This window comes from Alicyclobacillus sp. TC, assembly GCF_016804365.1.
Taxonomy (GTDB): domain Bacteria; phylum Bacillota; class Bacilli; order Alicyclobacillales; family Alicyclobacillaceae; genus Alicyclobacillus_I; species Alicyclobacillus_I tolerans.
This window is the reverse complement of sequence record NZ_CP044434.1, coordinates 975,374-990,431: the sequence shown is the minus strand read 5'-3', so window position 1 is coordinate 990,431 and position 15,058 is coordinate 975,374. Positions and strand designations below refer to the sequence as shown.

General features: G+C 46.0%; 16 protein-coding genes. 5 read left to right on the top strand and 11 right to left on the bottom strand.

Annotated elements, in window-relative coordinates; genetic code table 11:
- Positions 1-49: 49 nt before the first annotated feature.
- Positions 50-1,261, top strand: coding sequence for an MFS transporter (locus FY534_RS04740; protein WP_238413667.1), 1,212 nt, complete (start codon positions 50-52; stop codon positions 1,259-1,261).
- A gap of 158 nt (positions 1,262-1,419) precedes the next feature.
- The gene (locus tag FY534_RS14810; protein WP_255567416.1) at positions 1,420-1,551 is read left to right on the top strand and encodes a hypothetical protein; all 132 of its coding nucleotides are present in this window, start codon (positions 1,420-1,422) and stop codon (positions 1,549-1,551) included.
- Between the two features lie 129 nt (positions 1,552-1,680).
- Here the strand turns inward: FY534_RS14810 and dusB are convergent, their stop codons facing one another.
- The 9 genes from dusB to FY534_RS04700 all read right to left on the bottom strand — a co-directional run bounded on the left by dusB (position 1,681) and on the right by FY534_RS04700 (position 7,980).
- Positions 1,681-2,658, bottom strand: a complete 978-nt coding sequence (dusB, locus tag FY534_RS04735) for a tRNA dihydrouridine synthase DusB (protein ID WP_072872653.1) — start codon at positions 2,656-2,658, stop codon at positions 1,681-1,683.
- Between the two features lie 119 nt (positions 2,659-2,777).
- Positions 2,778-3,011, bottom strand: coding sequence for a TM2 domain-containing protein (locus FY534_RS04730; RefSeq protein WP_072872654.1), 234 nt, complete (start codon positions 3,009-3,011; stop codon positions 2,778-2,780).
- A 75-nt stretch (positions 3,012-3,086) separates the two neighbouring features.
- Entirely contained in the window at positions 3,087-3,827 is a 741-nt protein-coding gene (locus FY534_RS04725; protein WP_238413666.1) for a D-alanyl-D-alanine carboxypeptidase family protein, read from the bottom strand.
- Positions 3,824-4,009 carry a hypothetical protein gene (locus tag FY534_RS14585; protein WP_238413665.1) on the bottom strand — a complete coding sequence of 62 codons (186 nt, stop codon included), beginning with the start codon at positions 4,007-4,009 and terminating at the stop codon, positions 3,824-3,826. Before FY534_RS14585 ends, FY534_RS04725 begins: the two co-directional genes overlap by 4 nt.
- Before the next feature lie 55 nt (positions 4,010-4,064).
- Positions 4,065-4,754: a metal-dependent transcriptional regulator gene (locus tag FY534_RS04720; protein WP_072872655.1), complete on the bottom strand. Its 690-nt coding sequence runs from the start codon at positions 4,752-4,754 to the stop codon at positions 4,065-4,067.
- 3 nt (positions 4,755-4,757) lie between these two features.
- A complete protein-coding gene (locus tag FY534_RS04715; protein WP_238413664.1) occupies positions 4,758-5,432 on the bottom strand; it encodes a fumarylacetoacetate hydrolase family protein in 675 nt (224 codons plus the stop codon).
- Between the two features lie 14 nt (positions 5,433-5,446).
- Complete coding sequence (gene hemQ / locus FY534_RS04710) at positions 5,447-6,229, bottom strand: hydrogen peroxide-dependent heme synthase (protein WP_072872656.1); 783 nt, start codon at positions 6,227-6,229, stop codon at positions 5,447-5,449.
- Positions 6,222-7,400, bottom strand: coding sequence for a glycerate kinase (locus FY534_RS04705; protein ID WP_072872657.1), 1,179 nt, complete (start codon positions 7,398-7,400; stop codon positions 6,222-6,224). Before FY534_RS04705 ends, hemQ begins: the two co-directional genes overlap by 8 nt.
- Before the next feature lie 148 nt (positions 7,401-7,548).
- The gene (locus FY534_RS04700) at positions 7,549-7,980 is read right to left on the bottom strand and encodes a BrxA/BrxB family bacilliredoxin (protein WP_203115328.1); all 432 of its coding nucleotides are present in this window, start codon (positions 7,978-7,980) and stop codon (positions 7,549-7,551) included.
- A 299-nt stretch (positions 7,981-8,279) separates the two neighbouring features.
- On the opposite strand from FY534_RS04700, the gene hemE reads away from it, so the two are divergent.
- Genes hemE through hemG form a run of 3 tightly spaced genes read left to right on the top strand, consistent with a single transcriptional unit; the run spans position 8,280 to position 11,733 of the window.
- Complete coding sequence (gene hemE, locus FY534_RS04695; protein ID WP_203115327.1) at positions 8,280-9,344, top strand: uroporphyrinogen decarboxylase; 1,065 nt, start codon at positions 8,280-8,282, stop codon at positions 9,342-9,344.
- Between the two features lie 26 nt (positions 9,345-9,370).
- A complete protein-coding gene (gene hemH / locus FY534_RS04690) occupies positions 9,371-10,309 on the top strand; it encodes a ferrochelatase (protein WP_203115326.1) in 939 nt (312 codons plus the stop codon).
- On the top strand, positions 10,309-11,733 hold the full coding sequence (gene hemG, locus FY534_RS04685) for a protoporphyrinogen oxidase (protein ID WP_203115325.1): 1,425 nt from the start codon (positions 10,309-10,311) through the stop codon (positions 11,731-11,733). Before hemH ends, hemG begins: the two co-directional genes overlap by 1 nt.
- 116 nt (positions 11,734-11,849) lie before the next feature.
- Here the strand turns inward: hemG and ltrA are convergent, their stop codons facing one another.
- Complete coding sequence (gene ltrA / locus FY534_RS04680; protein ID WP_203115324.1) at positions 11,850-13,265, bottom strand: group II intron reverse transcriptase/maturase; 1,416 nt, start codon at positions 13,263-13,265, stop codon at positions 11,850-11,852.
- A 500-nt stretch (positions 13,266-13,765) separates the two neighbouring features.
- The gene (locus FY534_RS04675; protein ID WP_238413724.1) at positions 13,766-14,923 is read right to left on the bottom strand and encodes a C40 family peptidase; all 1,158 of its coding nucleotides are present in this window, start codon (positions 14,921-14,923) and stop codon (positions 13,766-13,768) included.
- Positions 14,924-15,058: the final 135 nt, after the last annotated feature.

The window sequence follows — 15,058 nt, the reverse complement described above, 5'->3', positions numbered from 1 at the left end:
TAATAGACCAACGGTTGGGACGGAAAACTACAGAAAGGAGATGCTGGATATGGCAGAAAGATTGGCCGTTCCAAACATTTCGGCTCGAAAAATGATTACTGTCTCTGGACTTGGTATGCTGTTTGACGCCATGGACGTTGGCCTGCTCTCCTATGTTCTACTCTCATTGGAGAAAAATTGGCACTTGGCCCCAACGATGTCCGGATTACTCGGCAGTATGTCCTTAATTGGTATGGCAATAGGTTCTGCATTGGCTGGAGCAATGGCTGATCGATTTGGAAGAAAATCGCTTTTTATGATTACTTTGCTGATCTACAGTCTTGCTACAGGACTTTCTGCCTTGGCTATGGGAGTTGGCATCTTTCTTGTACTACGCTTTTTTGTTGGCCTTGGCCTCGGTGGCGAATTACCAGTGGCGACGACGTATGTCGTAGAAATGTCTCCTGAATCAGTACGCGCTCGTCGAGCGGTTTATTTGGAAACATTTTGGGCTGTAGGCTCATTGGTAGCTGCACTCTTGTCTTTTTTTGTCTTACCCACACTCGGATGGCGCATTGTATTTGCACTTGGAGCACTTCCCGCACTTTACACACTTGTTTTACGCCGAGCACTTCCAGAAACCTCGAAATATCAAAAATTAGAAAAACGTCTAAACATTAGACAAACATTTCGTCTTATTTGGAGCGGACATCTAGCCAAACAGTCCATGGTCACATGGATCCTCTGGGCTGTCATGAACTTTGCCTATTATGGTATGTTTCTTTGGCTGCCATCCGTCATGGCCTTACATGGTTATTCGCTAGTCCACTCGATTGGATATGTACTTATTATGACACTTGCTCAAGTTCCCGGCTATCTTACCGCTGCTTGGCTTGTCGAAAAAATCGGGAGAAAATGGACATTATTGCCTGCTATGTTGCTCGCTGCTCTATCTGCGCTCGGTTTTGGTTTTGCTCAATCAACGGCCATGTTAATTCTGTTTGGATTACTGTTATCCTTTTTTATGCTGGCCGCCTTCGCCGGTACCTATGTGTTTACTGTTGAACAGTTTCCTGTTCGCGCCCGTGCTTCCGGAATGGGTTGGGCAGCTGGTTTCGGACGACTGGGTGGGGTAGTGGCTCCCTTCTTGACAGGTTATCTGCTCGCCACCCACGTTACGTTTGAGAATATCTTTGGGTTGTTCTTCTTAGTGACGTTGTTTGGTTTTTTGATTGTACTGTTCTTTGGCCGGGAAACAAGGGGAAAAGCTCTCGACGAGTAGAAATCAAACTGATGCAGGCCGTCGCCCACTCCAACTCTACACCTTCTCCATACTATATACCAGACTCTGCGACAACGAAGAATACTTTGTAAACGCCAAAGTTCTTCACAGAGTCGCTGTTCACCCTCAAACCTAAACTTAGAAAGGATGATATCAGTATGTATGGAGCATTTGGTGGTTATACACAATGGGCAGTCGTATTTTTGATTATCTTTGTCCTCTTCTTCCTTTTGGTTCCTGGTTACACAGCTGCAGCTGCAGCAACCACTGCGCCTGGCGTTGTATATTAAGACTATCGAGTAGGAGGGGCGCATAGCCCCCCAACCTCTCACACCACTAGATTCCCGCCAATGCAGGGGGTACTGACAAAAAACCGCAGTTCTTAAGAGTCGCGGTTTCCTTATGTGCAAATCAGCAACTCAACTTACCGCCAGAATTTCCTGTCGATAGGACAATAAGGTATTGCGCATGCCTGCTAAAGTTGTCTGTTCATTAATAAAATTACGCATTTCTGCACAGCCGGGCAGACCTTTGATATACCAAGCAGCATGCTTACGCATCTCTTTGACACCCACAACTTCACCTTTTTCAGCCACTAGCAATTCTAAATGGCGCAAGGCAACTGTTATGCGTTCATCCACCCCAGGTTTTTCAATTTTTTGACCAGTTTCTAAAAAATGTGCAATTTCTCTAAATATCCACGGATTACCAAGCGCAGCTCGACCGACCATGACTCCATCGCATCCAGTTTCCATCATCATACGATAGGCGTCTTCTGGCGAAGCAATATCTCCGTTACCAATAACCGGTACATTGACAGCCTGTTTGACACTGGCAATAATAGACCAATCTGCATAACCTGTATACATCTGTTTAGCAGTGCGACCATGCAAAGTAACCGCACACGCCCCAGCCTCAACTACAGCCAGTGCAACTTCCACAGCATTGACGTGGTCATCATCCCAACCTTTGCGAAACTTTACTGTTACAGGCTTGTTTACCCGCTCCACAACTTCCTTGACAATGGATGCGGCATATTCAGGATTACGCGCTAATGCTGCGCCCGATCCGTTTTTATAAATTTTCAAAACTGGGCAACCCATATTGATATCAATGATATCTGCATTCGTTTCGCCAACCATTTCAGCCGCCTTTACCATTGACTCCTTGTCATAACCCACCAGTTGTAGAGAGACAGGATGCTCATCTGGCAATATGGTCAACATTTTTTGGCTTTTTTGATTTCCATGAACTAACGCTTTATCACTGACCATCTCCGCACAAACCATCCCTGCTCCTAGTTCCTTGGCCAATATGCGAAAAGCCGGATTGCACACACCAGCCATAGGGGCAAGAATAACAGGATTGTCCAGTTGAACATCTCTAATTTTCAGCACGGTAACGCCTCCTTTCCAACGAAGACTACCGTGTTGTAGATTAGCAAATTCATGTTTGAAGGGCAAGCTTATGTTGCCAGTATGTCAAAGCTTGCCCTCGGCCATCAACCTCTCCATTTCTATTTTCGGTAGGACATAGCCATTCCCGCTGTAAGAAATAAATCAATGAGCCACCACACACCTACGATAAAAAGTAAAAATCTACCTATACCAACTCCTACCGTAAGTGTACCCAAAACTGAGAGTATCAACATCGTGACTCCGCTGCCAACTCTTCCACAATAAATCCGATGAATTCCTAAATATCCAAGAAAAAACCACAACACGTACGCAATTGCCACTGAACGCTGCACATGCTGAACCTCCATTCCCGAATGTTCAAGTGCGCCTTTAGCAAAGCGTATGTGTTCTTAGCCTGTCTCGATTCCCTATGAACGACTGGGAGATGGCAATATTTTATTAGACCAAGTCAAAAGACGTCGAGTTTCCGAATACATAAGGCTCTTACGGGGAGCGCCAAGAACCACAGAAATTCGCACATGGCCGTGCTGGCGAACTGCAAAAGCAAGGCAGTACATCGCTTTTGAAGTAAATCCCGTTTTACCACCAATGATTTCACCAAAGGGAGCTTGTTTTACATATATTAGACGATTTCCATTTTGCACCAATTTCCCTGCTACTGTGCAATGCGTGGTTTGCATAGCATTGATAATTCTTGGATAACGGATAGCTTCCGCTAAAATCAGAGCGATATCATGCGCTGAAGAACGATGATCATCATCATGCAATCCGTTTGGAGTTACAAAAGAGGTGTTACGGCAGCCAATCAAGCGCGCCTTGAGATTCATCATGCGAGCAAAACCTTCCTGAGAACCACCAACTGTCTCAGCAATAGCATAGGCCACATCATTCGCGCTTTTCATCAAAATAGCTCGCAACGCTTCATCAGATGTCATGGTGGTGCCTGGTTTGACACCAAGCCGCACTTTGGCTTGTCGAGCCGCTTTAGGACCAAGATAAATCGGATCGTCCGGCTGTGTATGCGTGACCAAGAGAATGGCCGTCATCAACTTGGTTGTACTTGCCGGATAGTAAGGATGGTCAGCCGATTTAGCATACAGAATTTGTCCGTCTGTTGCATCGTAAACAATTGCTGCACGCGCATTCACATGGGGGGGTGCAATCGTTCTGCACGCGCTTGACGCGAGGCAGCTTGAACCAACGATGAATGAACAGCGTATTGAGAAGAAGATAAAAAACCTGATGAAAAGAGAGCAAAAATCATGAGGCTAAAGGCGGCAACAAACCGCCTTAGCCAACCAATTTTGCGATGATCTTTATAAATTCTCATACCGACACTCCCTCGCAACTGTAGACGAGAGGAGCATTTGCGAAAAACATAAAACTTATTCGGCTGTTTGCTTTTTCACCATGACTCGTCTTGCAACCTGCGGATTTAAAGAAGCGTATTGTGGAGTGGCACCTGGATGTTGACGAGTGACCAAAGTAATTCCCACGTCATAAGGACTGGCTGGCTGCTCCATAGTCACCAACGCGCCAGGAACAACGCCTGACTGATGAAAATATCGCAGCAAATTAAGATCTTCTTCAGCAAGTTCCATGATTCTTACAACAACAGCCTCTTCTCCAGGCTCCAAATCTGTAATGGGGATCCCTGCTACTTTAGATGCACCCGTACCTGGAATCAAATTTCCATGTGGACAAGTAGTCGGACGTCCAAGTAATTCAAAAAGACGTGTTTCCACCATTGGAGAGATAGAATGTTCCAAGCGCTCTGCTTCTACATGAGCATCAGCCCAATCGAGACCTAAATGATCGGTTAACCAACGTTCTAAAAGGCGATGACGGCGAACCATCGCCTCTGCCCGTCGACGACCTTCTTCCGTGAGAGAAATTGGCTTACCGTCCCCCGCTTCTACCAATCCAAGAGCGGTCAACCGTTGCATGGTCTGCGTGACAGTTGGCCTGGCTACAGACAAATAGTCAGCTACTTTGGACGGTAAAGGTTCCTCTCCTTCGCTCTCCAAAATATATACAGCCTCTAAATACGATTCTATTCCCCGTGTTCTGCTCATGAACTACCTCTCTTGCACCTTCGTCTTGGCAATCGTTTTCTCTGCGATACGCCATTCCAATTCGTCACCAGGCTGCACTGGCCCCACGCCTGCTGGTGTACCTGTAAACAGAATATCTCCCTTTGCCAGCCCAAAATACCTGGCCACGTACTCAAGCAGAGTCGGAAAATCAAAGATCATATCCTCAGCTTTTCCTTGCTGCAGAATTTGACCCTGACGCACTAATGAAAAAGAGGTATGCAACAATTCCTGCCAATCTTCCACTTGATAAAAATCTGTCAGCACAGCTGATTGTGGGAAACTTTTAGCTAACTCCCAAGGATGTCCTGCCGCTTTCAAGCGACTCTGAACATCGCGCAAAGTTAAATCAAGTCCAAGTGCAACACCACCAATAGCGGAAGGAAAATCTGCAGCCGAGTGAATATCTGAATCAATCCACAACACCCACTCCAGTTCATGATGAACACTTCCCATATCTGTAGGCAACTGCAAAAGCTCGTGGGCACTATGCAGAGCATGTGTCGATTTGGCGAAAATCATGGGTTGTTCAGGCACGTCATTGCCGAGTTCTTTTGCGTGATCGACATAATTTCTGCCTACACAGAAGATATTTTTAATCTGCCCCAGAGCATCCTCAACTTTTAACCAAGGTTGTTTCCAATGGATGACACGGTTCACGCAAATCATCTACCTTATTCAAAATTTTTTCGACCCATCATGCGTTGCGGCATATTTCTCCATACCTGGACCATGGTCGGAGCATCGGTACGTTTCCCCACCCAAAAGGGTCCAAACTCTGCGTATTTTGCACTGACTTCATCAAAACGCATCTCTTGAACAATCTTCTTAAACTCAAGCGGATCATGGGCAAATAAAGTTACACCCCACTCCCAATCGTCGAAACCCATAGAACCACTGATGATTTGCTTAATTTTATTTGCGTATTCGCGGCCAATTTGGCCATGGCTTCGCATCAAGCGGACACGTTCCTCATTGTCAAGAGTATACCAATTATCTTGTCCTTCACGTTTTTTCGACATAGGATAGAAGCAAAGGTAGGGCATGTCTGGCATGGCTGGTTTCAGCCTGCTCTGCAGATAGGGATCTGTCTCTACATCAACCCCAGGTTTGGCCAGATACCCTCCTAGCTCAACCACTGATAAGTAGGAATGAACAGGTTCAAGATAGGAGGCAATGGCGGTTTGCTGCAAATGTTCCTTTGTTTCTATCATTTCTTCAATGGTTGGGCGAAAATGCAATAGTAGTATATCTGCCTTATGCCCAGCAACACGAAACATGCCAAAACTTCCAGTCTGTGATTCATTGACACGCTCATACTCCTGGATAAGTGAATGAAACCCAGTTAATGCGTTGACTCTCTCAGCAGCAGAAGCCGCTTGCCATCTTGCAATGTCAATACTCCGAAAATCATGCAATACATACCAACCATCCAAGGTAACCGGTGCATTACTCATGTGTGAGGTCTCCTTTCTTAGTGCGCTGACTATGTTCCAGCTCACGTATCATTTCTTGAGCTACCTGAATGACTGCTTGTTGCAGGCGAAGCGCCGGGGAATCATCTTCACTATGAGTGGGTGCAGCTTCTACCATATAACTGACGCCGCATTCAAAAAGGCGTTCATGCCCCTCTCCAAAACGTCCTGCAACCACAGCACAACTTTTATTCATTTGGCTGGCTAGCTGTCCCATATAGGCAGGCACTTTGCCTTCTCTGGTAGAGGCATCTACTTGTCCTTCTCCTGTAATCACAAAATCCGCATTCATTATTCTATCAGGAATCTCCAGTTTTTCTGCCACATAATTCGCTCCTGCAACACGAGTAGCCTTGCCGAAGGCAAATAACGGTAAAGCTGCTCCACCAGCAGCACCCATGCCAGGTTCTTGCGCTAACGGCGAGATATGTAGACTATTTTCCAACAAACTAGCAAAACGTGACAATTCCATATCTCTTTTTTGAATCGCTTCAGGCGAAGTAAGACCTTTTTGTGGGCCATAGACAGTAGCTGAACCGTTGATACCTGTCAACGGATTTTGCACATCGGCCAATACTGTGAAATTCACATGGTAGACAGCCGGATGAACTCCCTGGAGCGAAATGGTTCGTACTCGTTCAAGCTCTCGTGCGTCTTTACCAGAAAGCCGATCATCAGTATCATCTAGATACTGCGCCCCGAGCGCTGCAAGCAACCCATAACCTCCATCCGTCGATGCACTTCCTCCAAGCGCGAGCACAATCTCTGTGATTCCACGCATCAAGGCATCAAGAATGACCTGGCCCAACCCATAAGTATTGGCCTGCAGGGCACGTTCTAATTTGCTTTTTTCACTTCCCTTCAGAGGAACATAACCACAGATATTGGCAAGTTCAATGTAGGCCGTGTGGTCCTGTATCAGATAATACGAGCTGTGTGGTTCTCCAAATGCATCCATTGCATGAATTCGAATGACTTGAGCATGAAGTTTTTTTTGTAAAACTTCCAGCGTTCCTTCACCGCCATCAGCCATGGGTGCAAGATCAACTTCCATTGTTTTTTGCACACGTTTCAGCGCTTTTGCCATTAATTCAGCTGCAGTGACGGCTGATAAAGTACCTTTATAAGAGTCTGGTGCGACCAGAACGCGCATAGACTGATAGTCACCTCATTGTTTTTCCTATAGTTTACGTTCAATAGAAGGGAATTGTCCAATCATTATCCAAACCACTCAACAGAAAAAGGCGGCATAACTGCCGCCCTATCGGATATCAATGGGTATGGAGAAAGCTCAAGTTGTGTCAGGCACAATATTCGTCAAACAAAGCCACTAAGTGAGCTGCAACATGATGTGCATCGCTGCCTTCAATATTACTGCGGTGTAAAACTCCTACTAACTTTCCGTCCTTGAAGAGAAACATAGACGGTGATGATGGTGGCATTCCTTCAAAATATTCACGGGCACGTGCTGTTGCGTCTTTGTCTTGTCCAGCAAATACCGTCACCAGACGATCAGGTTTTTTATCATTATGCAAAGCTAGGGCAACGGCTGGACGAGCAATTCCACCCGCACATCCGCAAATAGAATTGACCACCACCAACATGGTACCCTGTTTATCCTTCATAGCTTCGTCCACTTCTTGTGCATTGCGAAGCTCTTGAAAGCCAAGCTGCGTCAATTCATCCCGCATCGGCTGCACCATCATTGCATAAAAATCCAATTCCAAACTCATAGGAATCCTCCTCGCTTTGCGGGCCCTCAAGTAGGCACACCGGATCATGACCAGAATGCTTCAGACAATTTGCCTGATAACCTCTTCCCTTATTATAGAATGCCCGCTGCAGACTGCAAATGTTTTTTTATCTCCTAAAGAACTGCAAGTAAAAAGATTGGATGGATTCACTCCAGACAAAGATGACAGTTTGACGAAACCAGATGAGGAAACGAATAAAGTCAGATACCTTAAGTTGCGGAGCATTGCTTACAAACGGTATAACGAAAAGAGGAATTCTTTAGAGGAGCTAAAATTCGATGTCTATCTCAAATTCTATTTTTCTCAAAGCCTGCGTACGTGAACCAGTTTCACGCGCACCCGTTTGGTATATGCGCCAAGCTGGCCGTTATGATGCCGACTATCGAGAAATTCGCAAACAATACTCACTAGTAGAAATTTGTCAACGTCCGCAAATTTGTGCTGATGTTACACGGATGCCTGTTGAAAAATTGGGCGTTGATGCTGCCATTTTGTTTTCTGATATCATGATCCCGATTGGTGCCATGGGATTAGATTTTGAAATCAAAGAAAATATTGGTCCTGTCATTGAAACCCCGATTCGCAGTAAGGAAGATGTCAATCGTTTACGTCTGTTTGAACCCGGCCAAGATCTTTGGTATGTATTGGAAACCATTGAACGACTTCGTCATCAATTACATGTTCCTCTGATTGGATTTACAGGTGCCCCTTTTACATTGGCAAGTTATATGATAGAAGGCGGTCCATCGCGTGAATACATTGAAACAAAGCGGCTCATGTATAGCCAACCGGATGTTTGGAAAATGCTGATGGACAAGCTTGGCGAGATGATCATCCTTTATGGTAAGGCGCAAGTCAAAGCAGGAGCGCAGGCTCTTCAGTTATTTGATTCCTGGGTCGGTTCACTGTCTCCCGATGCTTATGAAACTTATGTATACCCAACCATGAAACACATTTTTGATGAATTACGTCCGCTTGGTGTACCGTTAATTCTATTTGGTGTCACAACAGGTGAATTGCTGACTCAGTTTCAACGTGCGGGTGCGTCTGTCATTGGTGTAGACTGGAGAGTTCCTATTCGTAGAGCTCGTGAGAGACTCGGAACGAAAATTGCTCTGCAGGGAAATCTCGATCCTGCTCTATTGCAGGCGCCATGGAACGTACTCGAAGCAGAAACTCGTAAACTTCTGGAAGAAGGCTTACGACACCCCGGCTATATTTTCAACTTAGGACATGGTGTGCGACCTTCAGTAGACATACAAATTTTAAAAAGACTCACAGAATTTGTTCACACTTATAGTGAGGAATGGCTTGCTCAACAATTGACATCTTCTGCTCAATAGAAAAAATAGTAGAGGAGTTGGCACGAATGGCTAAAAATGAAGCGTTAGGCTTGTTGGTAATGGCCTATGGAACACCGCGATCGGCAGAAGAGATTTTACCCTATTATACGCACATTCGCCGCGGTCGACCACCCAGTCAAGAACAGTTAGATGATTTGACAAGACGTTACCAAGCCATAGGCGGCGTTTCACCGTTAGCAGCCATAACAGAACGCCAAGCGTATGGCTTAGCGGAGATACTCAATGCTGATGGTGGGCGAAAGGTCCGACCTTATATTGGCCTGAAACACACGTCTCCCTTTATTGAAGATGCCGTGAAAGCTATGAACCATGATGGTATTGAAGAAGCCGTGGGAATAGTCCTAGCTCCTCACTATTCAACAATGAGCATCGGCTCATACCAAAAAACAGCCCTGACAGCCTCCGCGTCGCTCGGTGGCCCAAAATTATGGCTTATTGATTCATGGCATATGCACCCACTTTTTTTGCAAGTTTTAGCCAACCGGGTTGCCGAAGGGTTGCAAAAATTTTCTTCCAACGCAGAAGTAACCACTATTTTTTCCGCTCATTCGTTACCTGAAAAAATCCTTCAAATCGGAGACCCATATCCAGATCAACTGAAAGAATCAGGTGAAGCAGTAGCACGTATGTTACAACTCAAACATTATACGTTTGCCTGGCAAAGTGCCGGTCAAACTGGCGAACCATGGCTTGGACCGGATATTCTGGACAAGTTGCGCGAACTTGCCAAAGCAGGTTGTCGTAATGTTCTCTCCTGCTCACAAGGTTTTGTCGCCGATCATTTAGAAGTACTTTACGACATTGACATTGAAGCCAAACAACTCGCTGCGCAACTCGGTATTCGACTGGAACGCACTCATCAAATGAACGATGATAGAGAATTTTTAAAAGCTCTGGCAGCAGTCGTGCGCGAACGCGAAAATAAAGGAGATGAAACAGCCTGATGCGCCGCAAAATTGCAATTGTTGGCGGTGGAATCACCGGCCTGACGGCCGCTTACCAACTGCTCAAGCTGGCGGACGCGGCGAAAGAGGAAATAGATTGTCATATTTTTGAGGCTTCTTCACGACTAGGAGGCAAAATTCTCACCTATCGTGAACAAAATCTTGTTCTCGAAGCCGGTCCTGATTCCATGTTGGCCCGGAAACCAGCGGGTGTTCAGCTCATTCGTGACTTAGGGCTAGAATCCGAGATTATTGAACAAAATCCAAACGCTCGCCAAACCTATATTGTCAAAAACGGACAATTGGTACATATGCCAGGCGGCACACAAATGGGCATACCTATTCATTTCACACCTTTCCTTGAAACCCCTCTGCTGTCTGCCGCCGGGAAAACACGTGTTTTTTCCGATCTCGTTTTACCTAAACGCGAGGACCCATCAGACGAATCACTAGGTCACTTTCTTCGACGCAGGTTTGGCGATGAATTGACAGACTCGCTTTGCGAGCCTCTTTTAGCAGGTATTTATGCAGGAAGAGTTGACGATTTGAGTTTACAAGCTACTTTTCCCCAGTTTGCAGATCTAGAAAAAAAATATCGAAGTGTTATTTTAGGATTACGTAAAACTGCTCACCCTACCACTGCTTCGACAAGTGGAAGAAGTGCCTTTATCACGTTACGCGGCGGCTTGCAATCCTTAATTGACAGGCTCTCCGAGGTACTTTCCGACAGCGCTCAATTTCATCTCCGTACTCCGATTCTTGAAATTCAGCGTCTAGAAACAGGTGGCTATGAACTGTCCACTGCTTATGAACATTTTTCATTTGATTGCGTTTTATGGACAACGGATACTCAAAATCTTCTCAAAGCGGCAAACAAACTACTTCCAGTCGGCAGCAACCAATGGCTAAATGTCCCTGCTGTTTCCACAGCTACCATCTTACTTGGCTACACACCCGATCAACTTAATCATTCTTTAGATGGTTCTGGTTTTGTTGTTCCACGTCTAGAAAATAGAGCGATTACGGCTGCCACTTGGACATCTAGCAAATGGCCTCATACTACTCAAGGACGTTTTTCATTGATTCGCTGTTATGTGGGAAGAAGCGGTCAACAGGAAATTCTAAAACTAGATGACAAACAAATCTTACAAAAAGTGCGCAGAGATTTAGAGGATTTAATGGGGATTCAGGCGTCACCATACTTTACACATATAACTCGTTGGCAAGAAGCGATGCCACAATATCTGGTCGGGCATCGCGAGAGAATTCGCACATTTAAGCAACACATAGCAACTCATACACCAGGATTTCTGGTAGCTGGTGCTTCTTACGATGGCGGTGTAGGTATTCCAGATTGTGTTTTACAAGGACAAAAAACCGCAACTGATGCTTGGATGTACATGCATACTGAAATCTTTCGATAAACTCACCTTGCTCCTTTCTGTTTTAAAAAACTGGCATTTTCATCCAATCGAGTAGGAGGGGGTGACTAACCCCCGTCCTCTCACACCACCGTACGTACCGTTCGGTATACGGCGGTTCATGTTGTGGAACGAATCACATCGTATCGCTCAACTAAGCTAACCAGTCCTCGGTCACGCCAATAGGCAAGACCGAGGGCTTTATTCATTTGTGGGGTATTTGAGAGTCTCCAGTAGCCCTTGCGTGAACCGCTTATCAGGACTGCCCATTCCTCGGGAATCCCAAGGACGACGAGGTTTCGTCGCTTTGTCTTAGGTTTCTTCCATTGCTTAAGGAAGCACATTCTCAATCGGTGACGTATCCACTTGTCTAAGTCCTCGAACACACTACGGGTCTGAGCGTGGCGGTAGTAGCCTGCCCACCCTCTTAGATATGCGTTGAGCCAATCGAGTCTTTGTTCCATGCACTGTCCCCGACTTCGCGAGGTAAGTTGTCTGACCTTGTCCTTGAATCGCTTCAGTGACTTTGGTGCTATTCGAATTCGCGGCACTTTGTTAGGTGTGAATGAGAACCCAAGAAACTTGCGTTTCCACGGTCGGTCTACTGCACTCTTATCCACATTGACTTTAAGCTTGAGTCGCTCTTCCACAAATCTGCGCACACTTTCCATGACCCTTTCTCCTGCATGGCGACTCTTCACGTACACGTTGCAGTCATCGGCATATCTGACGAAGCGGTGTCCGCGTCGCGTCAGTTCTTTGTCCACGTCATCCAACATAATGTTGGCGAGTAATGGACTGAGTGGACCGCCTTGTGGAACGCCCTCTTCGGTAGTGACACATACGCCGTGTTCCATGACACCTGCGTTTAGGTATCCACGAATCAGTTTCAGAACTCGCTTGTCTCTTGCCTTGCGAGCCACTCGTGCCATAAGCATGTCGTGGTTCACCCGGTCAAAGAACTGAGCTAAGTCCATGTCCACAACAAAGCGGTAGCCTTGGGCAATGTACATCTGTGCCTGATTGACCGCTTGGTGGGCATTGCGCCCCTGGCGGAAACCATAACTGTACCATGAGAATTCTGGGTCAAAGATGGGCGTCAATACTTGCAGAAGTGCCTGTTGGATCAGGCGATCTAGCACCGCTGGTATTCCCAACATCCTTTTGCCGCCACCGTCTGGCTTCGGGATTTCGACTCGACGTACGGGCAATGGTTGGTAGGTTCCATGAAGGAGTTCGCTTCGGATACGCCCCCAGTTTTCCATCAGGAATGGACGAAGGGATTTTATCTCCATTCCATCGACACCGGCAGCTCCCTTATTCTTCTCCACACGGCGTAGCGCTGAGAGTAGGTTTTCCCGCTCTACTACCTGTTCCATCAGGTCAATACAACTTTCCTCGCGGGCTGGTTCATTGGGTCGTGCCGGAGAGAAACTCGGCGCTTCCTCAGTCCCCCGTGGATTCACCACTTCCTCCTGAGGATAGCTCCCTCGTGGGATATTCGGCTGTCTTTGCTTCTCTCTCGAACTTGCCATGAACAACCCTCACAATCATGTTCAGTCCTTCCCTGCTTGGGCGTCCCCTTGCAGGTAGTATGACCTCTGCTGACTTCTGTCCGTTCAACGTTTCCTTTCAGAAACGCTTACCAGCATCGCTGGCGTGCCGGACAGACCTCCCCGGGTAAGAACGTTGTCTTTCCCTCCATCTACCCGCTCCATTTACTCTCGACAGCCTTCGGTAGCAAGGGCTTTGTCTTGTTTTGCAGACTCACCCAACTGTCGCTAGCCTCGATTGGAGTTCGTGAACCTCGGGTCGGAGGTTTGCCGCCGCCTTCCTTCAGATTCCACCTCACGGTGGACACCCTTGGCTTAAGCTAATGGCTACTGCTACCTTCACCATTCCGGACTCTCACCGTAGAGACAACGCCCATGCCGGGCGCACAAAAGCAAGCGGGAGAATGTAACATTTTCTCCCGCTGCTTCGTCTAATCATTATAGAGGACACAAGTTGCTGATACTTATTTTGAAGGTTGAATCTATGACTTAAACATTTGTCGGGCACCAAGATACTTGGGTCCCCAATAGGAATTAAATACACTATCAATACTAACACCCATATCTTGAGCATCAATCATCAACCCGTTGCCGATATAAATGCCTACATGCGAGGCACCAGGGGCATATGTGCTAAAAAACACCAAGTCTCCAGGTTGCAAATTATTTTCAGAAACCGGAATACCTTCAGCAAACTGTTCTTCAGAAGTGCGCTCTATTTGAATGCCAAAATGAGCCAACACATATTGAGTAAATCCAGAACAATCAAAGCCACTTGGCGAAGTGCCTCCCCATACATAGGGGACACCTAAAAACTGTTCAGCAAAAGAAATAATCGCACTTGCATTGCCCGTAGGCATATTAGAAATGGTTGTATTAATATAACTTTTATTTTGCATGAGCAGATTGGCTTCCTCTGTTTGCAATTCAATCTGCTGAATTTGCGACTGGGTAAGATGAATCTGGCTCTCCAGCAAGCCTCGCTGTTGTTCTTCTTGCTGAACTTGGTTCTGTGTCTGATGCAACAGTGTGGATTCATCTGCTGCAAGAACCGCGTCTGTATGCTGCAGAGTCAGCAATTCATCATGTTTGTGAACTAACTGGTGGAGTTTCTCAGATTTTTGAACGTTTTGGGCAGCCAAGCGTGCTTCAATCGTCTGTACTTCTTGCAAAAGCACATGGTTTTCTTGAGAAATTACTTCTAATCCATGTAATCGATTTAACAGATCTTGAAAACTTGTTGCATGTAAAAGAACGGATAAATACTGAACGTTGCCATTCTCATACATCAAACGCAATCTAGCGTATAAGTCGCTTTTAAACGTATTCAGCTTGATATCATTCTGATGGATTTGTTTTTGTAAACTGATTAATTCTGTCTGCAAATCTTTCATTTGCTGCTGATTGAGAAGAATAGCCTGCTGGACATTCTGTAACGAATCTTTGTATTCACTGAGTTTATTTTGGAGTACGGTTTCTTTCACTTTCTCCTTTGCAATTTGTTGATAGGTTTGATTGGATTGCTGCTGAAGCTCCTGCAACAACGTTTTTTCCTGCGTCAACGAGGAAGCCTGGGCAATTTTTTGCGCTGAAAAGGACATTGCCAGAACTGCCACCGCCGAGCAGAGAATGCGAGACACTCGACGCAAACACACCACAACTCCTATCTTCTCTTCATATCTTCCTGACCTTTTGGTCTGCACGCCTAATTCGACATAAAACGCGTATTTCCTACCTTAATCCGCAAAAAAGTAATCCTTTCACTTCTGCAAGAT